The organism is Saccharothrix lopnurensis (assembly GCF_042658445.1).
Taxonomy (GTDB): domain Bacteria; phylum Actinomycetota; class Actinomycetes; order Mycobacteriales; family Pseudonocardiaceae; genus Actinosynnema; species Actinosynnema lopnurensis.
In genome coordinates this window covers 114,003-134,698 of record NZ_JBHSQO010000011.1, presented here as the reverse complement: position 1 = coordinate 134,698, position 20,696 = coordinate 114,003, and the positions used below count along the sequence as shown (strand labels likewise).

At 72.6% G+C, this 20,696-nt stretch carries 15 protein-coding genes; 9 read left to right on the top strand and 6 right to left on the bottom strand.

Features of this window, described 5'->3' with window-relative positions; translation table 11 throughout:
- Window positions 1-289: 289 nt before the first annotated feature.
- Entirely contained in the window at window positions 290-1,915 is a 1,626-nt protein-coding gene (locus ACFP3R_RS13445) for a glycosyl hydrolase family 18 protein (RefSeq protein ID WP_380636015.1), read from the top strand.
- A gap of 143 nt (window positions 1,916-2,058) precedes the next feature.
- On the opposite strand, the gene ACFP3R_RS13440 is transcribed toward ACFP3R_RS13445, so the two are convergent.
- From ACFP3R_RS13440 to ACFP3R_RS13430, 3 genes are all read right to left on the bottom strand, one after another.
- A complete protein-coding gene (locus ACFP3R_RS13440) occupies window positions 2,059-3,660 on the bottom strand; it encodes a vWA domain-containing protein (protein WP_380636013.1) in 1,602 nt (533 codons plus the stop codon).
- 407 nt (window positions 3,661-4,067) lie between these two features.
- A complete protein-coding gene (gene rfbB / locus ACFP3R_RS13435; protein WP_380636012.1) occupies window positions 4,068-5,051 on the bottom strand; it encodes a dTDP-glucose 4,6-dehydratase in 984 nt (327 codons plus the stop codon).
- 59 nt (window positions 5,052-5,110) lie between these two features.
- Entirely contained in the window at window positions 5,111-6,868 is a 1,758-nt protein-coding gene (locus ACFP3R_RS13430) for a M14 family zinc carboxypeptidase (protein ID WP_380636011.1), read from the bottom strand.
- Between the two features lie 228 nt (window positions 6,869-7,096).
- Here ACFP3R_RS13430 and ACFP3R_RS13425 point away from each other — a divergent pair, with 228 nt between their 5' ends.
- Together ACFP3R_RS13425 and ACFP3R_RS13420 are read left to right on the top strand one after the other, a co-directional pair.
- Window positions 7,097-7,339, top strand: coding sequence for a DUF2630 family protein (locus ACFP3R_RS13425; protein WP_380636010.1), 243 nt, complete (start codon window positions 7,097-7,099; stop codon window positions 7,337-7,339).
- Between the two features lie 150 nt (window positions 7,340-7,489).
- Window positions 7,490-8,302, top strand: a complete 813-nt coding sequence (locus ACFP3R_RS13420) for a MerR family transcriptional regulator (protein WP_380636008.1) — start codon at window positions 7,490-7,492, stop codon at window positions 8,300-8,302.
- Window positions 8,303-8,450: 148 nt separating this feature from the next.
- On the opposite strand, the gene recD2 is transcribed toward ACFP3R_RS13420, so the two are convergent.
- On the bottom strand, window positions 8,451-10,616 hold the full coding sequence (gene recD2, locus ACFP3R_RS13415) for an SF1B family DNA helicase RecD2 (protein ID WP_380636007.1): 2,166 nt from the start codon (window positions 10,614-10,616) through the stop codon (window positions 8,451-8,453).
- 135 nt (window positions 10,617-10,751) lie between these two features.
- Here recD2 and ACFP3R_RS13410 point away from each other — a divergent pair, with 135 nt between their 5' ends.
- The 3 genes from ACFP3R_RS13410 (at window position 10,752) to ACFP3R_RS13400 (ending at window position 14,061) form a co-directional block, all read left to right on the top strand.
- Window positions 10,752-11,420 (top strand): response regulator transcription factor, encoded by a 669-nt coding sequence (locus ACFP3R_RS13410; protein ID WP_380636143.1) that lies wholly within the window; start codon window positions 10,752-10,754, stop codon window positions 11,418-11,420.
- A gap of 50 nt (window positions 11,421-11,470) precedes the next feature.
- Window positions 11,471-12,574, top strand: a complete 1,104-nt coding sequence (locus ACFP3R_RS13405; RefSeq protein WP_380636141.1) for a sensor histidine kinase — start codon at window positions 11,471-11,473, stop codon at window positions 12,572-12,574.
- A 146-nt stretch (window positions 12,575-12,720) separates the two neighbouring features.
- Window positions 12,721-14,061 carry a DUF4153 domain-containing protein gene (locus tag ACFP3R_RS13400; RefSeq protein ID WP_380636006.1) on the top strand — a complete coding sequence of 447 codons (1,341 nt, stop codon included), beginning with the start codon at window positions 12,721-12,723 and terminating at the stop codon, window positions 14,059-14,061.
- Here ACFP3R_RS13400 and ACFP3R_RS13395 read toward each other — a convergent pair.
- Window positions 14,039-14,863 (bottom strand): alpha/beta fold hydrolase, encoded by an 825-nt coding sequence (locus tag ACFP3R_RS13395; RefSeq protein WP_380636140.1) that lies wholly within the window; start codon window positions 14,861-14,863, stop codon window positions 14,039-14,041. The genes ACFP3R_RS13400 and ACFP3R_RS13395 overlap by 23 nt on opposite strands.
- A gap of 97 nt (window positions 14,864-14,960) precedes the next feature.
- On the opposite strand from ACFP3R_RS13395, the gene ACFP3R_RS13390 reads away from it, so the two are divergent.
- The 3 genes from ACFP3R_RS13390 to ACFP3R_RS13380 are packed head-to-tail and all read left to right on the top strand — an operon-like array spanning window position 14,961 to window position 17,294.
- A complete protein-coding gene (locus tag ACFP3R_RS13390) occupies window positions 14,961-15,581 on the top strand; it encodes a TetR/AcrR family transcriptional regulator (protein WP_380636005.1) in 621 nt (206 codons plus the stop codon).
- Window positions 15,582-15,640: 59 nt separating this feature from the next.
- Complete coding sequence (locus ACFP3R_RS13385; protein ID WP_380636003.1) at window positions 15,641-16,780, top strand: mechanosensitive ion channel family protein; 1,140 nt, start codon at window positions 15,641-15,643, stop codon at window positions 16,778-16,780.
- Between the two features lie 46 nt (window positions 16,781-16,826).
- Window positions 16,827-17,294 (top strand): hypothetical protein, encoded by a 468-nt coding sequence (locus ACFP3R_RS13380; protein ID WP_380636001.1) that lies wholly within the window; start codon window positions 16,827-16,829, stop codon window positions 17,292-17,294.
- Between the two features lie 119 nt (window positions 17,295-17,413).
- Here ACFP3R_RS13380 and ACFP3R_RS13375 read toward each other — a convergent pair whose 3' ends face one another.
- On the bottom strand, window positions 17,414-20,659 hold the full coding sequence (locus ACFP3R_RS13375) for a S8 family serine peptidase (protein WP_380636000.1): 3,246 nt from the start codon (window positions 20,657-20,659) through the stop codon (window positions 17,414-17,416).
- Window positions 20,660-20,696 lie beyond the last annotated feature (37 nt).

Below are 20,696 nucleotides of genomic sequence, written 5' to 3'. Positions count from 1 at the left end.
CGTCCTCCCTTGGACGTTGAGGGTCCCCAGCCTGCCGATCCGGCGGCCCCGTGGCGTCACCCCGTGGTGGCGATCCGCGTCGTCCGGAAGTCTGACCGATCCCCTAGTGGTCGCCCGCCCGCTACCTGGTAGTTGGCTGGTCGCCGCCTGTCATCACCTTTCGCGGAACCGATTCCGCGGGTAATATCACTACTCCGTTCGAGTGACACGAATGGTCTAGACCTTGACCTTAAGTGGTCTGAACCACATGGTGACATCACCCTGCACTCCTTTCCTGACGAGGAGCACGATGTCCAAGATCCGATGGCATGTCACAGCGTTGTTCGTGGCGGTCGCCACGTTGGTGGTGGGGTTGGTCGTCGCACCCGCGGCGAGCGGCGCGGGCGGCGTTTCGGCCACCTTCAGCAAGGGCTCGGACTGGGGTACCGGCTACGAGGGCAAGTTCACCGTCCGCAACGGCGGCACCACCGCGCTGAGCACCTGGACCGTGGAGTTCGACCTGCCCGCCGGCCACCGCGTCAGCTCCGTCTGGGACGGCACGCAGACCACCAGCGGCCAGCGCGTCACCGTCAAGCCGACCTGGAACGGCAGCGTGGGCGTGGGCGGCTCGGTCAGCTTCGGCTTCAACGTGAGCTACTCGGGCGCCTACTCCGCCCCGACCAACTGCAAGCTGAACGGCGCGTCGTGCGAGGCGGGCGGGACGAACCCGACCACCACCACGACCACGACGACCACCACCACCACGACGACCACGACCACCACGGGGCCGACCACCACGACGAGCACCCCGCCTCGGAGTGGCAAGATCAACCTGGGCTACTTCACCCAGTGGGGCGTCTACGGCCGCCAGTACTTCGTGAAGAACATCCACACCTCCGGCTCGGCCGCGAAGATGACGCACATCAACTACTCGTTCGGCAACGTCCAGAACGGGCAGTGCACCATCGGTGACGCCTACGCCGACTACGACATGGCCTACACCGCCGCGAACTCCGTCGACGGCGTCGCGGACAGCTGGGACACCGGCGCCCTGCGCGGCAACTTCAACCAGCTGCGCAAGCTGAAGAAGATGTACCCGCACATCAAGGTGCTGTTCTCCTTCGGCGGCTGGACCTGGTCCGGCGGCTTCGGCCAGGCCGCGCAGAACCCGGCCGCGTTCGCCGAGTCCTGCTACAAGCTGGTCGAGGACCCGCGCTGGGCCGACGTGTTCGACGGCATCGACATCGACTGGGAGTACCCGAACGCCTGTGGTCTGACCTGCGACACCAGCGGCTTCGGCTCCTTCAAGACCCTGTCCCAGGCGCTGCGCACCCGCTTCGGCGCCAACTACCTGGTGACCGCGGCCATCACCGCCGACGGCTCCAACGGCGGCAAGATCGACGCGGCCGACTACGGCGGCGCGGCGCAGTACCTCGACTGGTACAACGTCATGACCTACGACTACTTCGGCGCCTGGGCGGCGCAGGGCCCGACGGCCCCGCACTCCCCGCTGACCTCGTGGTCCGGCATCCCGACCGCGGGCTTCAACTCCGACGCCGCGATCCAGAAGCTCAAGGGCAAGGGCGTGCCCTCGGCCAAGCTGCTGCTGGGCATCGGCTTCTACGGCCGCGGCTGGACCGGCGTCACCCAGGCCGCCCCGGGCGGCACGGCGACCGGCGCGGCGCCCGGCACCTACGAGGCGGGCATCGAGGACTACAAGGTGCTCAAGACCAGGTGCCCGGCCACCGGCACCATCGCCGGCACCGCGTACGCGCACTGCGGCAACCAGTGGTGGAGCTACGACACCCCGGCCACCATCGGCGGCAAGATGACCTGGGCCAAGAACCAGGGCCTGGGTGGCGCGTTCTTCTGGGCCCTCGACGGCGACACCAGCAACGGTGAGCTCGTCACCGCCATCGCCAACGGCCTGAAGTAACCCGCAGGCTTCACCCTCCCGCACCCGGAAGACCGGAAGAGCCCCGCAGCGTCCCCCCTGCGGGGCTCTTCCGCGTCCACGGCGGGCAGCACGGACGTGGTCGCGGCCCGGGAGGCGGAGGGCCGCGACCACGTTCACGCGCCCTACCCGCGGTCGGTGACGACCCGGTAGGCCACCCCGCCGTGGTCCTCGCCCTCGACGAACTGGACGAGGTTCACCAGGTAGTCACCCGGCGCCTCCGGCGTGAAGGTCAGCTCCGTCGTGAACCGCTCCCCCGCCCTCAGCGGCACACCGATCAGCGCCGCGCGCTTCGGGTCGAGCTGGAGCGCGGTCTCGCCGACCTGCCGCACGCCCTCCGCCTTGCCACCGCCGGCGCGCCAGCGCTCGAACAGCTCCCGACCGAGGTCGATCACCACGGCGCCCGCCACCGGCTTCTCACCGGTCAGCACCAGGTCGGTCCGGACCTCGTCCCGCCCGGTCGCGTTGCCCAGGGTGAACCAGGAGCGCACCGGCTCCAGCACGCGCCCGCGCACGGTCTGGAAGTTCTTCCACGCGATGTTGTTGTTGTTCTTGGTGTTCAGCGCGGTGTTCGGGCCCTCCGCGAAGGTCATCGGGTCCGTCGCCGACACCCAGCGCGCCAGCAGGCAGAAGTGACCCGGGCCGGGGATGTTCGGCCACGGGATCTTCGCCACGGTCCCGCCCGGCGGCACGGTCAGCGACTGCTGGCCGATCGCCACCCAGTCGCCGTTGGTGGCGTTGTCCCAGGTCGTGCCGCCGCCGGCCGGGGTCCGGTAGACCTTGAGCGTGCCGGTGGCCGACCCCGCCAGGTCCTTGTTCAGCTTCACGTGGACGTAGTTCGTCGCGCCGACGACGGGCTGGGTGCCCGCGCCGCAGTCCGCGATCCCCGGGCAGACCTTGATGTCCGGGCTGTTCCACACCGTGCCGTCCGGGTTGGGCTCGGCACCGGTGTCGGTGGTCTGGTCCCGGATGAACACGTCGGTCTGCCGGCAGTCGGACAGGAACTTGCGGATCGAGTCCGCCGTGCCCGCGCCGGTCGACGACGCCTGGAGGAAGATCCCGCCGGTCGTCGTGGCGTAGTTCTGCATGATCGGCGTGATCACCGGGGTGAACGACGACGACGTGGGCACGTACACCGAGCTGATCTTGATGCCGCGAGCCAGGGCGTCGTTGGCCCACTGGGCGGCGTTGGTGACGTCCGCGCCCGCGTGCGTGTCGTCGAACCCGCCGGGGCGGGCGTCGGTCACCAGCACGACGAACTTCATCGCGTTGGACCGCCACGTGCCGTCGAAGTCGACGTTCTGCGGGCGACCGGCCGCCGCCCGGTTGTTCACGACGGTGTTCAGGGCCTCGTCGGACGCCTCGGGCTCGTTGTTCCCGGCACCGGGGGCGAGGGTGTTGGTGACGTAGTTCGTCACCGCCGCCGCGTTGCCGGGCGCCAGGTCCTGGTGAACGGTGACGTTGTCCTTGAACGTCACCAGGCCCAGCTGGTAGTCGCCGCCGGACGCGGCGACCACGTCGTTGACGATCGAGTTGACGCCGGTCTTCAGGTTGGCGATGGCGCCGCCCATGCTGCCGGTGTCGTCGAGGACGAACGCGACGTCGAGGGGGCCGCACGGGGAGGAGGCGGGGGCGGGGGCCGCCACCGCGGGTGAGGTGAACTGGACGGTGGAGACGGCCAACGCGGCGACCGCCAACAGCACGCCGCTCCGGGGGGAGGAACGCATGTGATCTCTTTCCGCTAGCGCTGCCGGGCGCAGGTGCCCGGGCGCCCGGACAGCGTTGTCCGGTCACGTCAAGCGGATGATCGAGCGGTTCCCCGAGTACGGTCCGAGAAGAGCAACTTCACCCCAGATCCGTGTCCGGCGAACGGCAGCCGCCCGCCCCGAACAGGGGACCCCGAACGCAGAACTCAGAGTTCCCGAACGTACGACTCACCCACCCCGAACGTACGACTCACCCACCCCGAACGTACGACTCGCGTGACCTGAACGTACGACTCGCGCGGGCTGGGGGTTCGACACGCCGGGTGTGAGGGTTCGACACGTGCGCGAGTCGTACGTTCGGGACCACCGTGTCGTACGTTCGCGACACCCGAGTTCAGCGTTCGCGACCCTTGAGTTCTGCGGTCGTGTCAGCCCGTCCAGGCGGTTTCGGTCACCGGGCTGCGGTCGCGCAGGGGCTCCCACCAGGCCCGGTTGTCGGCGTACCAGCGGATGGTGTCGCGGACGCCCTCGGCGAACCCGACCCGGGGCTCCCAGCCCAGCTCGCGCCGGATCCGGGTCGAGTCCAGCAGGTAGCGGCGGTCGTGGCCGGGGCGGTCCGGGACGGTCGTCTTGCGCGACGCGGGCAGGCCCAGCTCGGCCAGCACGAGATCCGCGATCTCCTCCACGCTGGCCTCCTCGCCCGTGCCCACGTGGTAGGTCTCGCCGACCCGCCCGTCCAGCAGCACGGCCTCGATCGCCCGGCAGTGGTCCAGCACGTGGACCCACTCCCGCCGGTTGTCCTTGGACGCGTACACGGGCAGCTCGCCGCCGTCCAGCGCCCGCGTGGTGAACAGCGGCAGCACCTTCTCCGGGAACTGGTTCGGCCCGTAGTTGTTCGCGCAGTTGGTGATCGTCACCGGCAGCCCGAAGGTCTCGTGGTACGCCCGCACCGCGTGGTCCGCCCCGGCCTTGCTCGCGTTGTACGGCGTGCGCGGCCGGTAGGGCGACTCCTCGGTGAACGCCTGGTCCGCGTCCAGCGCCAGGTCCCCGTACACCTCGCACGTCGAGATGTGGTGGAACCGCCGCACGCCCGCCCGCCGCGCCGCCTCCAGCAGCGCCTGCGTGCCCAGCACGTTGGTCCGGAAGAACCGCGCCGGGTCCAGCACGGCCAGGCTGTTGTGCGACTCGGCGGCGAAGTTCACCACCACGTCCACGCCGGTCAGGTCGTGGTCGGCGATGTCCGCGTGCACGAACTCGACCCGGTCCCGCACGTCGGCGAGGTTGCTCGTCGTGCCCGCGTAGGTCAGGGCGTCCAGCGCCACCACCCGGTCCTCCGGGTGCCCGGCCACCCAGTGCCGCGTGAAGTGAGACCCGATGAAGCCCGCCGCGCCCGTCACCAGAACCGTGGTCATACGCGCACGCTACCCACGGGACGGGCCCGTGCGCCCGGGAGCGCACGGGCCCGCGCGGGTCACAGCGTCAGGCTCCACGAGTCGAGGTAGCCGGTGTCCGCCGAGTACACGTCCTGCACGCGCAGCCGCCACGCGCCGTTGCGCGCCTCGGCCGACACGTTCACCGTGTAGGTCGTGTCGATGTTGTCGCCCGAGTCGTTGTTCGACGACTTCAGCCGGTACGCCGAGCCGTCCGGCGCGAGCAGGTCGATCACCACGTCACCCCGGTAGCTGTGCTTGACGTGCACCTCGACCTGCGTGGTCGCCGACGCGCTGCCCTCGCACGCGGAGATGCCGATGGTGCTGGTCACGGCCGCGCCGTTGTCCGGGATCGCCACGTCCGCGTCGTTGGTCTGCCGCGCGCAGCCGGTGGGCGGGTTGCCCCCGCCGCCGTAGGGGCTGACGGCCTTCTTCGCCGCGTACATCAGCATCGGCAGCGTCTTCGGCCAGAACGTCGAGCTCTGGCACGAGTAGGCGGGCAGGAACCCGGAGCACGTCCCCGAGGACGGCCCGATCTCCCACACGAACGAGGCCACGCCCAGGTCGTCGTACACCCAGTCGTCGGTCGCGCCGGCCGCGTTGTACAGCACCTCGCCGGGCTGCCCGTACTGCCAACCGCCGGCCAGCGACGCCATGTCCCGCGCCATGCCGCGCAGCGCGGTGTCGTTGCCGGTCTTCTGGGTGGCGCTCCAGCCCCACGGGAACAGCACCAGGTTCGAGTAGCTGTGCATGGAGATGACCACGCCGGTGGTGTCGGCGGGCGCGGCGTCGCCCGTGCCCGTGCCGCGCCGGTCGCGGTAGAGGGAACGCCACAGGCCCTGGAGCGCCCGCGTCTCGACCTCGGAGTTGGCCGACGGCCCCTTGTAGGTCTGGTCGCACGGGTTGGACGACGTGCCGGACTCGCCCCAGTGCGAGTCGGTGTTGCGGTTGAGGTCGATGCCGATCTGCGAGGACGAGGTGCCCGAGCAGTTCGACCCGTTCGTGGTGTTCGCGTTCTTGCGCTGGTAGCGCGGCGAGTTGCCGCCCTGCTGGACGATGTTCACGCCGTCGGGGTTGGCGATGGGCACCACCCACACCTCGGTGCTGTCGAGCAGCGCGGTGACCTCGGCGTTGGCGCCGTAGCCCTGGACGAGGTGGTCGATCCACCGCCAGGCGACGTCACCGGTGGTCAGCTCGCGGGCGTGCAGCTGGCCCATGACGAAGAACCGGGGCTTCGGGGAGTTCGGGTCGAGCGCGCAGTCCCCCGCGTTCTTCTTGGTGATGCAGACGGCCCGCAGGTCGTAGCCGCCCGCGCCCTGGGTCTTGCGCCACGAGTCGCCGTAGTCCACGACGGTCGCCAGGTCCGGGTGCTGCTGGGCGACCAGGTCCAGGTGCGACCAGTGGGCGTTGATCGTCCGGTAGCCGCCGTAGTAGGTCTCGTCGATGTTCGCGGCGTCGACCTGCGCCCGCGCGGCCGGCGGCTGCCACTCGGGGGCGGGCAGCACCTCGTCGATCACCGCGCTGAACCCGGCTTTCCGCAGGCCGGCGCCGGTGGTGGCGTCGCCGAGCACGAACAGGTGCTCGCCGTCGCGGTCCTCCAGCACGTCGAACCCGCGCCCGAGCAGGTCCTGGGCGGCGGCGCCCAGCGGGGCGCGGACCTTGTACACGTAGGTGGGGCCGGCCGGCGCCGCCGCGACCTCGGGCGCGGGGCCCGCGGTGGTGGGACTGGCGGTGACCACGGCGGCCGCCGCCACACCGGCCATGGCCAACGTCAGCAGTGAGCGTCTCCTGGACTTCACGCGTTCCTCCTAGGCAGGGTGATTCGGAGGATGGGGCACGCGGGGGTGTCTTGCCCACCCACCAACCGGCCATTGCTCTCCGTCATGGCCGCAGGTCGTGGCCGGTGGTTTCGGGAGTGCGGCCGGAGGTACCCGGATCTTGGTCCGGACAGGGTCCACACCGGGGTCCGGATGGGGGTCCGGACGGGTCCGGACGGGTCCGGACGGGGACCCGGTGGAGGAGGAGCCGTGAGGGACGAGGAACTGGTCACGCGCATCACCGCGCTGGTGGAGGAGGAGCACCGGCTGGAGAACTCGCACACCGGCGAGGGCATGTCGGAGGCCGACTCCCGCCGGTTGCGGGACGTGGAGGTCGCCCTGGACCAGACGTGGGACCTGCTGCGGCAGCGCCGCGCGCGCCGCGACGCGGGGTTGGACCCGGACGGCGCCGAGGCCCGGCCGCCCGGCACGGTGGAGAACTACCGCCAGTGAGCCGGTGGCCCCGGCGGTGAACCGGTCATCCCGATCGTGAACTCGGGGACTTCGAGCCGGTGACCCCGATCCCGGGGTCGGGGACCCCGCCCGCCGCTTGACCCGGCCCCAGGGGCAGCCCGCAGGGTCGTCGCCGTGGAGGATGCGCGGGTGGAACGGCTGCTGGGCACGGGTGAGTTCGCGCGCCGGTCGAGGCTCTCGGTCAAGGCGCTGCGGTTGTACGAGCGCCAGGGCCTGCTGCGACCGGCGTGGGTGGACGGGGCGAACGGCTACCGCCGCTACCGCGAGGACCAGCTGACCGGGGCCCGGTTGGTGGCCCTGCTGCGCCGGTTGGACATGCCGCTGGTCGAGGTGGCCCGGATCGTCGCCGCCCCCGGGACCGAGCGGGCCGACCTGCTGGCCGGGTACTGGACCCGGGTCGAGGAGCGGATCACCGTCCAGCGCGGTCTGGCCGCGCACCTCCGCGTCGTGTTGTCCGGCGGAGAGGGATTGATGGACATGTACCGGGTCGAGCAACGGGAAGTGCCTGAACGGGTGGTGCTCACCGAGCAGCGTCACCTGCTGCAACCGGAGCTGGAGGACTGGATCCTCACCGCCCGGGAGCGCCTGGCGAAGGCGGCCGAACCGCACGGCGGCGCGGCGGCCCCGCACTACGTGAAGTACCACGGCGAGGTCAACGAGGACAGCAACGGCCCGGCCGAGCTGTGCTACCCGATCGACGCGGCGAGCCCGCCGGCGGAGTTCGCCTCCCGCGTCGAACCGGCCCACACCGAGGTGTACGTGCGGCTGCGCAAGGCGCAGGTCGTGTACCCGCAGATCCTGTCGGCCTTCGACGCGGTCGCCCGGTGGACCGAGGAGAACGGCCGCTCGATCACCGACGCGCCGCGCGAGGTCTACTTCGCCGACTGGGCGACCTCGGGCCCGGACGACGAGGTCTGCGACGTCGCGTTCCCGGTGGCCTAGCGACCGGGCCGGTGGCACCGCGCGGGGGACACCCGTGCGGTGCCACCGGCCGCGGGTCCACGCGTACCGCCGGGCGACGTCCCCCGCGGGAAGCTCCTCGACCACCCCGGCCCCGGGGAGCCCGGAGGGGACGTGGTGGTCCCGGGGGTCACAGCTCCCGGGCGAGGCGGTGGTCCAGCGCCGTGTGCCGCCGCCCCGCGCCCACCGTGCGGACCGCCTGCCCGATGGCCTTGCGCGAGCCGACCAGCACCACGAGCTTCTTGGCCCGGGTGACCGCCGTGTACAGCAGGTTGCGCTGGAGCATCATCCACGCCGAATTCGTGATTGGGATGACCACACATGGGTATTCACTGCCCTGTGAGCGGTGAATCGTCATGGCGTAGGCGTGGGTCAACTCGTCCAGTTCCCCGAACTCGTAGTCCACGTCCTCTTCCTCGTCGGTCCGAACGGTCAGCCTCTGCTCCACGACGTCAATCGCCGTGACCACGCCGACGGTGCCGTTGAAGACGTTCTTGTCGTAGTTGTTGCGCATCTGGGTCACCTTGTCCCCGACCCGGAACACCCGGCCGCCGAAGCGGCGCTCGGGCAGGTCCGGCTTCGAGGGCGTCAGGGCCTCCTGCAACAACGCGTTGAGCCCGCCCGCGCCCGCCGGACCCCGGTGCATGGGGGCGAGGACCTGCACGTCGGTGCGCGGCTTCAGGCCGAACCGGCGCGGGATGCGGTTGGCCACCACGTCGACCGTCAGCGCGGCCGCGTCCTCGGCCTCCTCCACGGGGAAGAGGAAGAAGTCCGGCAGGCCCTGCACCAGCGGGTAGTCGCCGTTGTTGATGCGGTGCGCGTTGGTGACCACGCCGGACTGCTGCGCCTGCCGGAAGATGTGCGTCAGCCGCACGTTCGGCACGGGCCCGCCGTCGGCCAGCACGTCGCGCAGCACCTCGCCCGCGCCGACCGACGGCAGCTGGTCCACGTCGCCGACGAGCAGCAGGTGCGCGCCCGGCGCGACGGCCTTGACGAGCTTGTTGGCCAGCAGCAGGTCGAGCATGGACGCCTCGTCGACCACGACCAGGTCGGCGTCGAGCGGCCGGTCCCGGTCGTAGGCCGCGTCGCCGCCGGGCTTGAGCTCCAGCAGCCGGTGCACGGTGCGGGCCTCGTGGCCGGTCAGCTCGGTGAGCCGCTTGGCCGCGCGGCCGGTGGGCGCGGCGAGCACCACGCGCGCGCCCTTGGCCAGCGCCAGCCTCACGATCGAGCGGACCGTGAAGCTCTTGCCGCACCCCGGTCCGCCGGTGAGCACGGCGACCTTGCGGGTCAGGGCGAGCCGCACGGCGGCGCGCTGCTTGTCCTCCAGCTCCGCGCCCAGCCACGCGAACGCCCTGCCCCAGTCGACGCGCCCGAACGCGGGCATCCGCTCCTCGTCGGTCTTCAGCAGCCTGAGCAGCTGGTTGGCCAAGGAGATCTCGGCGCGGTGGAACGCCAGCAGGTAGATCGCCGGCTCCCCGTCGGGCATGACCTCGCGGACCACGCCCTCCTCCGCGACCAGCTCGGCCAGGCAGTCGATGACCAAACCGGTGTCCACCTGGAGGATCTTGATCGCGGCGGCGATCAGCCCGTTCTCGGGCAGGTAGCAGTTGCCGTCGTTGGTGGCCTCGCCCAGCGTGAACTGGAGGCCCGCCTTGACCCGCTGCGGGCTGTCGTGCGGGATGCCGACGGCCTTGGCGATCACGTCGGCGGTGCGGAACCCGATGCCCCACACGTCGTTGGCGAGCCGGTAGGGCTCCTCGCGCACGACGTCGATGGCCTTGTCGGCGTACTGCTTGTAGATGCGCACGGCCAGCGAGGTGGACACGCCGACGCCCTGGAGGAAGACCATGACCTCCTTGATGGCCTTCTGCTCCTCCCACGCCGCCGCGATCATCCTCGTGCGCTTCGGGCCGAGCTTGGGCACCTCGACCAACCGCTGCGGCTCGTGCTCGATGACGTCCAGCGCGCCCACGCCGAAGTGGGTGACGATCCGGTCGGCCAGGACCGGTCCGATGCCCTTGATCAGGCCGGACCCGAGGTAGCGGCGGATGCCCTGGATGGTGGCGGGCAGCACGGTCGTGTAGTCCTCCACGACGAACTGCTTGCCGTACTGGGGGTGCGAGCCCCACCGGCCGCGCATCCGGATCGACTCGCCCGGTTGCGCGCCCAGCAGCGAGCCGACCACGGTCACCAGGTCCGCGCCGCGCCCGGTGTCGACGCGGGCGACCGTGTAACCGGTCTCCTCGTTGGCGAACGTGATCCTCTCCAGCACCGCTTCCAGCACGGCATCTCCCACCCCGCCACCCTAGGCCGCCGCACCGACACCCCGGCGCGTCAGGTCCGCCGCGGCTCCCTCCACAGGACGTTCACAACTCCCGCCGCCCGCCTCCACGGGGGGGCACCTACAGTCGGACGCGTGACGACACGCCGGGTGCTGGTGGTCGAGGACGACCTGACGATCGCCAGGTCCGTGGCCGCGCGGCTGCGGGCGGAGGGGTTCGAGGTCTCGCTCGCGCACGACGGGCCGACGGCCGTCGACCGGGCGCGGGACGCGGACCTGGTGGTGCTGGACGTGATGCTGCCCGGGTTCGACGGGCTGGAGGTGTGCCGGCGCGTCCAGGCCCGGCGACCGGTGCCGGTGCTGATGCTGACCGCGCGCGGTGACGAGACGGACCTGCTGGTGGGGCTGGCCGTGGGCGCGGACGACTACCTGACGAAGCCTTTCTCCATGCGCGAGCTGGCCGCGCGGGTGCACGCGCTGCTGCGGCGGGTGGAGCGGGCGGCGGCGGCGCCGGCGGCCCGGATCGCGCTGGCCGACCTGGAGATCGACCTGGCCGAGCGGCGGGTGCTGCGCGCCGGCGAGGAGGCGCACCTGACGCCGACCGAGTTCGAGCTGCTGGTGCACCTGGCCGAGCGGCCACGGGCGGTGCAGTCGCGGGAACGGCTGCTCAGCGAGGTGTGGGGCTGGCAGGAGGGGACGGGGACGCGGACCGTGGACAGCCACGTGAAGGCGTTGCGGCGCAAGCTGGGGGCGGACCTGATCCGCACCGTGCACGGTGTCGGGTACGCGCTGGAGGTGCCGAAGGCGGTGTCGTCGTGACGGCGGGGTCGGCGGGGTCGGGTCGGTCGGCGAGGTCGGCCGGGTCGGCGTTGGCGGCGGCGGTGTCGGCGGTCGCGGAGCTGCTGCCCCGGCCGCTGGACCCGGTGCGGTCGATCAAGCTCAAGATCGGCATCCTGCTGGTGGCGGCGTTCGCGGCCGGGTTCGCGTTCTTCTGGCACCGGATCGGCTGGCTGCCGCCGGGCACCACGATCGGGACGATGGCGATCGTGGTGCTGACCTCGCAGGTCCTCGCGCACGGGATGACCAGGCCGCTGCGCGAGATGACGGCGGCGGTGCGGGCGATGCGGGCCGGCGACTACAGCAGGCGGGTGCGGGCGACGGCGCGGGACGAGGTCGGGGAGCTGGCCTCGGCGTTCAACCAGATGTCGGCGGACCTCGGCGCGGCCGACCGGCAGCGGCGCGAGCTGATCGCGAACGTGTCGCACGAGCTGCGCACGCCGATCACCGCGTTGCAGAACGTGCTGGAGAACGTCGTGGACGGGGTCGCGCCGGCGGACGCCGCGACCCTGAGCACGGCGCTGGCCCAGACCGAGCGCCTCGGGCGGCTGGTGGCGGAGCTGCTGGACCTGTCCCGGCTCGACGCGGGCGCGCACCCGCTGGACCGGGCGGAGTTCGCCCTGGAACCGCTGCTGGCGGACGTGGTGGCGGAGGCGTCGGTGGCCGCCCGGGGGGTGCGGTTCACCGTGGACGTCTCGCCGCCCGGCGCGGTGGTGCACGCGGACGAGGGGCGGCTGGCGCAGGTGGTGGCGAACCTGCTGGACAACGCGGCCCGCCACGGGCCGGCCGGGGGCGAGGTGCGGGTCACCGCGGTGGTGGGCGAGGAGCTGGTGCTGGAGGTCGCCGACGACGGGCCCGGGATCGCGCCGCCGGACCGGGAGCGGGTGTTCGAGCGGTTCACCAGGGGCGAGCGGGCGGTCGGGGGCGGGACCGGGCTGGGCCTGAACATCGCCCGCTGGGCGGTCGACCTGCACGGCGGGACGATCGCGGTGGTGGACGGGCCGGGGTGCCGGATCCGGGCGACGCTGCCGGCCAAGACGACCCTGCCGGTCAAGACGACGCTGCCGGCCACGGCGGCACGGCAGGCCACGGCGGCACGACAGGCTGCGGTGCCCCCGCCGGTCGCGGCGAGCTGACGACCACCGGCCGCCGAACAACCCCGCCGCTCCGCAAGGGTCCTCGCCCAGGGGACCCCCGAATTCCATTCAACCACCGACCACCGACATCTCCGGCTCACCCGGAGCCGCCGGGGGCCGATGACGCCTGCCCGGGAGCCCCCGAAATGTCCCCCACCCGCGTCCTCCTGATCGGCACCGCCGCCGGCGCCGGCGCCGCCGTCCTCCTCCCGCTCGACCGACCCGGCCTCGGCTGGTCCCTCACCGCCGTCCTCGTCTTCGCCCTGCTCCGCCACGTCAGACCGGGCTGGGCCGCGCTCTCCACCGCCCTGTTCGCGGTCGGCGCGCTCACCGCCTCCCCCTGGTTGTTCACCCTCTGCGCGATCGCCGGCTGCGCCGCCGGTTCCCTCGCCGTCGCCGGCGGCCGGTCGACCTTCGACCTGTTCGTCGGCTCGATCGCCGTCCCCGCCGCCGCGCTGCGGGCCGGGCCGTGGCTGGCGCGCGGCCTCCGCGCGGGTGGCGCCCCGCCGCTCCTGCGTCCCGCCCTGGTGACCGCCGCGCTCCTGCTGGTCTTCACCCCGCTGCTGGCGAGCGCGGACCGGACCTTCGCGAACCTGCTCACCTCGGTCCTGCCCGACGCCGGCGCCTCGCTCCAGCCGGTCGCGGTGTTCCTCGCGGTCGGCCTGGGCGCGGTCGGCGCGTGCTGCCTGATCGCCCTGCCGCTGACGCCCGACGACGCGCCCGGCGGTCCCGTCCGACCGGTGGCGCGCCGGGACTGGGCGCTGCCGGTCGGCGCGCTGGTGCTGCTGTTCGCCGCCTTCGTGGCGGTCCAGGTCGGCACCCTGTTCGGCGGCGACGACCACGTGCTGACCACCTCGGGCCTGACCTACGCCGGGCACGCCCGCTCCGGCTTCTGGCAGCTGCTCGTGGTCACCGCGCTGACCCTCGGGGTGATCGCGGTCGCCGCCGGCCGGGCCGCACGGGACGAGCCGGGCGACCGCCGGGTGCTGCGCCTGCTGCTGGGCGCGCTGAGCGCGCTCACCCTGGTGATCGTCGCCTCCGCGCTGACCCGGATGTGGGTCTACCAGCAGGCTTACGGCTTCACCGTGCTGCGCGTCCTGGTCTCGGCCTGCGAGCTGTGGCTGGGCGTGGTCTACCTGCTGGTGCTGGCGGCGGGCGTGCGGCTGGACGGCCGGTGGCTGCCGCGGGCGGTGCTGGGCGCGGGGTTCGCCACCCTGCTCGGGCTCGCCGCGCTGAACCCCGACCGGTTCATCGCGGAGCGCAACGTCGACCGCTGGCGCGCGACCGGCGAGGTCGACGTGACCTACCTGGGCCGCCTGTCCGACGACGCCGTGCCCGCGCTGACGGCCCTCCCGGACGACCTGCGCGGGTGCGCCCTGTGGCTCCGCCACGTCGACGAGGACGGGTGGCGGAGCTGGAACCTGGGTCGCCTCCGGGCGCGGGAGGCGTTGCGCGAGGTGCCGCTCAGGCCGTGCGCGAGTCCGTGACGTGCTCGGCGACCAGCCGGGCGACGGTGTCGGCGTGGGTGACCGGCGCCCAGTGCCCGGCGTCGACGACGCGCCGCTTGAGGTTGGGCACCCAGCGCTCGACGCCCCGGGTCAGCGACTCGGTCACGTACCGGTCGTGGCGCGGGTGCACGAGCTGCACCGGCACGTCGGTCCGCCGCACGCGCGGCGCGCGCAGCCGGGGGATGAAGTTGGCCCGGTACAGGGCCATGCCGCGCACGCCGTCCTCGACGACCGTCGGCGACACGGGGGCCGACACGCCCTCGGCGCGGCGCAGGACCGCGCCCCACCTCGGGCCCACGAGGTAGCGCCAGACCAGGGGCGCGACGAACGGCAGGTGGAACGCCGCGATGTACCAGGAGCGGCGCAGCTGCTCGGGGTTCGCGCCGCCGCGCATCCGGTGGCCCACGTGGTCCAGGCAGGGCCCGGAGATGGAGGTGTAGGAGGCGATCGGCGCGCCGGGGGTGGTCACCGCCTCCCACGCCTGGATGGAGCCCCAGTCGTGCCCGACGACGTGCACGGGCGCGTCGGGGCTGACCGCCCGCGCCACCGCGACCAGGTCCCGGCCGAGCACGGGCAGGCGGTAGGCGGCCAGCCCGCGCGGCGCGCCGGACCGGCCCGCGCCGCGCACGTCGTAGCTGACCACGTGGAACTCCCCGGCCAGCGCCTCGGCCACGCCGTCCCACACGCGGTGCGTGTCGGGGTAGCCGTGCACCAGCAGCACGGTCGGGGCGGAGCGGTCGCCCCGCTCGAACACCGCCAGCCGCACACCGTCGGACTCCACGTACAAGGCCGGACCGCCCCCCTGATGAATTACTACTGATGAATTACTACGGCAACGTAGCTTTTGAAAAGCTACGACACCGTAGCAATATGGCCCGGTGAGCACAACGCGCCGGAAGTACGCCCCGCGCCTGCCCCCCGGGCAGCGGCGCGAGCAGCTCCTGGACGGCGCGCTCGCGCTCATCGCCGGGGGCGGGTTCGACGCGCTCACCATGGAGGCCGTGGCCCGGCGGGCGGGCGTCACCAAGCCCGTGGTCTACGAGCTGTACGCGAACCGCGCCGAGGTGCTCGACGCCCTGCTCCGGCGCGAGGCCGAGCGCGCCACCGCGCAGGTCCTGGACGCCCTCCGGGGGGCCGACCCCGCCGCCCGCTCCCCCGAGGACGTCTACACCGGCGCCGTGCGGGCGTTCGTCAACGCGGTGGTGGCCGCCCCGGACCGCTGGCGGCTGGTCCTGGTGCCGCCCGAGGGCACCCCGCCGGAGTTCCGCCGGCAGGTCGAGCTGGTGCGCAGACGGGTGTTGGCGCAGGTCAACGAGCTGGCCGACCTCGGCGTGCGGGCCACGGGCGATCCGGGCCTGGACGCCGAGCTGCTCGGTCACGCCATGCTCGCGCTGGCCGAGATGGCCGGCCGGCTGGCCGTCACCGACCCCGGGCGGTTCACGCCCGACCGGTTGGTCGCCTTCGTGGGGAAAGTCGCACACTTCCTCCCCGGCGGCTGAACGGCTCCCCCCGTGGGTACGGCCCAGTGGAGTACCCGAAGTCGAGGAGGTTCCCCTTCGTGCTCGCAGCCGTCATCACGTTCGCCGGCTCCCTGCTGGTCGCACTGGTGGTCGTCGCGCTCGTCCACCGGGTGGTCGGCCGGTTGGGGCGGCGGTCCAAGCTGTTCGCCGAACTCGCCGAGCACGCCCACCGGCCCGCGCTGGCCGTGGCCGTGCTGTCGGCCGTGCAGTTCTCGCTGGGGGTGGTGGCCCACGGCGACTGGCGACCGGTCGCGATCCACGTGACCGGCATAGCGCTCATCCTCGCGGGCGCCTGGCTGCTCGCGGCGCTGCTGGTGGTGGTCGAGGACGCGACCCTGGCGCGCATCCGGGTCGACGTGTCCGACAACCGGCACGCGCGGCGGGTGCACACGCAGGTCACGCTGATCCGGCGGGTCACGGTGGTCGTGGTGGGCCTGCTCGCGGTGGCCGCGGTGCTGATGACGTTCCCGGGCGCGCGCACCGCGGGCACCTCGATACTGGCCTCGACCGCGGTGATCGGCGCCATCGCGGCGCTGGCGGCGCAGTCGCTGCTGGGCAACGTGTTCGCGGGCGTGCAGATCGCGTTCAGCGACGCGGTGCGGCTCGACGACGTGGTGGTCGTGGACAAGCAGTGGGGCCGGGTCGAGGACATCACGCTGACCTACGTGGTGGTGCACCTGTGGGACGACCGGAGGCTCATCCTGCCCACGTCGTACCTGATGAGGACGCCGTTCGAGAACTGGACGCGCACCCAGTCGGCGCTGCTCGGCACGGTCGAGCTGGACCTGGACTGGACCGTGCCGGTGGAGGACCTGCGGCAGGAGCTGCGGCACGCGCTGGAGGGCTGCGACCTGTGGGACGGCCGGGTGAGCGTGCTCCAGGTCACCGACGCGGTGGGGTCGTTCGTCCGGGTGCGGGCGCTGGTGAGCGCCTCCGACGCCGGGCGGCTGTGGGACCTGCGGTGCGTGGTGCGGGAGCACCTGGTGTCGTGGCTGCGGTCCACCCACCCCGGCGCGCTGCCGCAGGTGCGGGTGCGCGACCTGCCCCGCGCCGGCGGCCGGGTGGCCGAGCCGACGTCGAACGGCGCCTCGGACAACCGGGTGTTCGGCGACAGCCCGGACGGGCAGGAGCGCGTGCAGGCGTTCCGCGGACCCGACCAGCCGGTGCAACCGGGCTGACCCCGCGTCCCGTCCTGGTGGTGGGGCGAGGTTCGGGAGGTCTTGCATGAGGAAACCGGTGGCGGCGGCCCTGGCGGCGGCGTTGGCCCTGGCCCTGGCGGGGTGCGGGCAGCGGCCCGCCGACCCCGGCACGTCCGCGGGGGACGTGACGCCGTCGTCGGCCCCCGCGATCCCCACCCCCGTCAGCCCCACCCCTGTCAACCCCACCCCTGTCAACCCCACCGCCCGGGAGGCGCCGGTGAAGCTCGGTCCGCAGGCCCAGGACGCGCTGGCCAGGGCGAGGGCGGAGGGCGCGCGGGCGGTCGCGGTGACGGTCTCCACCGAACCCGGCCAGGTCGAGCGGGCCGTGGCGGGGCTGCGGGGCCTGGGCGCGACGGTCGAGTCCTCGGACGCCTCGGTCGGGTACGTGCGGGCGACCGTGCCGGTGGACGAGGTGGCGCGGGTGCCCGGGGTCGAGGGCGTGCGGCAGGTGGACGTGGACGAGCCGCTGTCCAACGGCGACCCGGCACCCTGACCGGAGAACCCCGCTCCTCGACCGAGAAACGCGGACCCTGACCGGAAACCCGCGCCCTCGACCGACAAGAGCAGGGCCGCCCCCGGCGAACCGGGGACGGCCCTGCGGTCGGAAGAGCGTCAGACCACGTTCCGCACGAGCACCGTGCCGCGGCCGACGACCGCGCCCTCCGAGGTCTGCACGGTCAGCTCACCGCGCAGCACCCGGCCGGCGCCGGCCGGGCTCAGGGCCGTGATCACGGCGGGCACCGTCCACGAGGAGCCGGCCACCCGGTCGGCGTCCGCGTCGGTCACCTGGAGCGAGCCGAGGCCCGGGGCGGCGAACAGGTCGAGGTAGTCGTACTCCGTGGTGCCCGCGGGCACCTCGAAGCCGTCCACCACGACCCGCCACGCGCCCGGCGCGGGGTTGGCGAGCGTCACCGACTCCTCGGAGTCGCCGTCCGCCTGCTGCCCCGCCGGCACGCAGGTGCCGCTGGTGCAGTTGTAGACGAACAGGTCGAGGTCGGCGGCCACGTCGCTGGTGCGGCCGATGGTGGCCCGCAGCTGCGTCGCGCCCGGCAGCACGGTCAGGTCGTAGGACTGCGACTCCAGGTTCGCGATGGTCGGCCGCGAGATGCGGGCGCTGGCCAGCGCCCCGCCGACGGCCTTGCCGTTGAACCCGGCCAGCGCGTTGGTCACGGTGTACGAGCGCTCGACCGGCGTGCCCGCGGTCACCGACTCGATGGTGTCCGGGTTCGGGCTGACCGTGGTGCCCAGCACCGACGCGGTCACCGAGTACGGCGCCGAGGCGGCGTCCGAGGTGCGCCGCGCCTCGACCACGACCTCCCACACGCCCGGCGTCGGGTTGTTGACGGTCCGGCTGGTGGGCGTGCCACCGGCGCAGCCCGCGCCCGCGTCGGGGTTGTAGCAGTTGGTGGACGAGGTGGTGTCGAACGGCACGCCGTACGGGTCGAAGCGCAGGAACCGGACCTGGCCCTTGCCCGCCTCGGTGCCGCCGGCCGCCATGTCGACCTTCAGCGCGCTGGCGCCGGCCGGCACCCGCACGAAGAACGACTTCGACTGGTTGCGGGCGATCGAGCCGGTCTTGGCGACCGCGTACCGGCCCGCCGCGGTGAACTCGTCCGCCGCGAACACGGTGTTCAGGGTGAACACGTCGATGCCGCGGGTGCCGGGGTTGTCGAGCTTCAGCACGGCCGAGTGGGCGCCCGCCGTCTTCGGCTTGACCTTGACGTCGAACTTCACCGGCGCGTTGAGCGGCAGGCTGATCAGGGACTTCGACGAGAACGTGCCGTCGTTGCCCTGCCACTTGACCAGGAACTGCTGGCTGCGGTCCGGGCCCGTGGTGCGGGTCAGGGTGTAGGTGCGGGTGTACTCCTTGCCCACCTGCACGCCCTCGCGGTCGTGGATGCCGACACCCGTGTTGGGGGTGGCCAGCAGGCCCGACAGCGCGGTGTTGACGGTCACCGAGGTGGCGACGGCCTGGGTGTTCGGGTGCGCGTTGAGCTGCGTCCACGCCTTCTTGGTGTCGAACAGGCCCGCGCCCTGCTCGTAAGCCTGGAGCGTGGACACCCACTTGGCGCCGGACTGGATGGCGTTGCGCAGCTCGGAGACCGGCGGGCGCTGCCCGTCGTGCTCGGCCTTGTAGGCGGAGATCAGCAGCGCGGCGGCGCCGGCGGCCTGCGGCGCGGCCATCGAGGTGCCGTTCAGCATGGCGTAGCCGGCCGGCAGCGGGTAGGTGCCGGGCACCGGGTTGGGGTTCTGCCACTGCGGGGTGGTCGAGATCGCCGAGCCGGGCGCGACGATGTTCGGCTTGAAGCCGCCGTCCTCGCGCGGGCCGCGGGAGGAGAAGCCGTGCAGGCCCTCGCGCTGCGCGGTGACCGAGCCGTAGTTCGACAGCCAGGTCTCCTTGGTGATGTAGGAGCCGACGCTGATCGAGTCGGTGGCCACCGACGGGTCGCCGACGGTGTTCGCGCCCGCGCCGCTGTTGCCGGCGGAGATGAACACCTGGACGTTGTACTCGTTGATGATGCGGTTGTAGAGCTCCGCGCGGGCGTTGTTGCCGTCGTTGAGCGCCGGCAGGCCGCCGATGGAGATGTTGACGACGTCGGCGCCGTTGCGCGCCGCGTACAGCAGGCCGTCGAGCAGGCCGCTGCTGGTGCACGACGGGGTCGACAGGCAGACCTTGACGGCCATCAGCTTCGCGCCGGGGGCCGCGCCCTGCATCTTGCCGCCGAACATCTTGTTCGCCGCGGTGATGCCCGCGACGTGCGAGCCGTGGGCGGCGGCGGAGATGCCGATGTTGACGTACGCGGTGCCGCCGTTGTCGTAGATCGACCGGTCGGTCTGCACCACGAACGCCACGGTGTCGAGCACCGGGGTGCCCGGGTTGTCCGCGCCGAAGTGGCCGACGTCCTTCTTGACCTTGTAGTCGATCATCGCGACCTGGTCGGTGAAGTCGCCGTCGCCGTCGACGTCCACCCGGACTTCCTTGGTGGTCCGGTCCTGGAGCACGCCGAACGCGTCCACGCGGTCGCCGTCGCGGTTGATGTCGCCGCCGGTCTCGCTGTTGGACAGGCCGAGGTCGCCCGCGGTCTCGCGGAACAGGCCGAAGCTGTAGGGGCCGCCGGTGGCCGGGGCCTTGTAGGTGGCGCCGCCGCTGGTGAAGGTGCCGACGTACGAGCCGGTCACGGGGACCCAGGTGCCGTCGCCGGAGTTGGTGGCGTTGGCGTTGTACCAGTCGACGATCTTGCGCTCACCGGTCGACGTGGTGGCCAGCGCCGGGTGGTCCAGGTCGATGCCGGAGTCCATGATCGCGATGGTGGTGCCCCGGCCGTCCCACTGGGGGTGCTGGTCGGTGAACTGCGCCGCGTTGGTGTCCCGCGTCGGCATGTAGGGGTTCTTCTTGGGCGTCTTCGCGCCCGGCGCCGGCTGCGGGAGCGGGGTGCCCGTGCCGTCCGGCCGGGGGTCGTCCAGCTTGACGAGGCCGTCGACGTCCACCGAGTTCACCGAGGCGAGCCCGGCGGCCTTCTCGGCCTTGTCGCGCGGCACCGAGACCCGGAGGTAGTCGACGTCCCGCTCGGTGGTCTCGACGACGCCGCCGAGCGCCCGGAGCTCGTCGGCCGCGGAGTCCAGCTCGCCCTCTTCGGCGGCGACCAGGAGCGTGACGTTCGCCTGGCCGGCCCGCTCGGCCTCGGTGAGCCGCTCCAGGTCCTGCTTGTCGAGCTGCTTGTCGGCCGGCGCGGGCGCGCTCGGCGCCTCCTGCGCGACCGCGGGGCCGGCGGTGAGGCCGAGGCCGGCGGTGCCCAGCACAGCGGCCAGCAAGGCCGCACCGGCGCGGTGTCTCCACCGGCTTACCGAATTGATCACGGCGCAAACCCTTCGTGGGAAAAGATTGGCGCAAGCA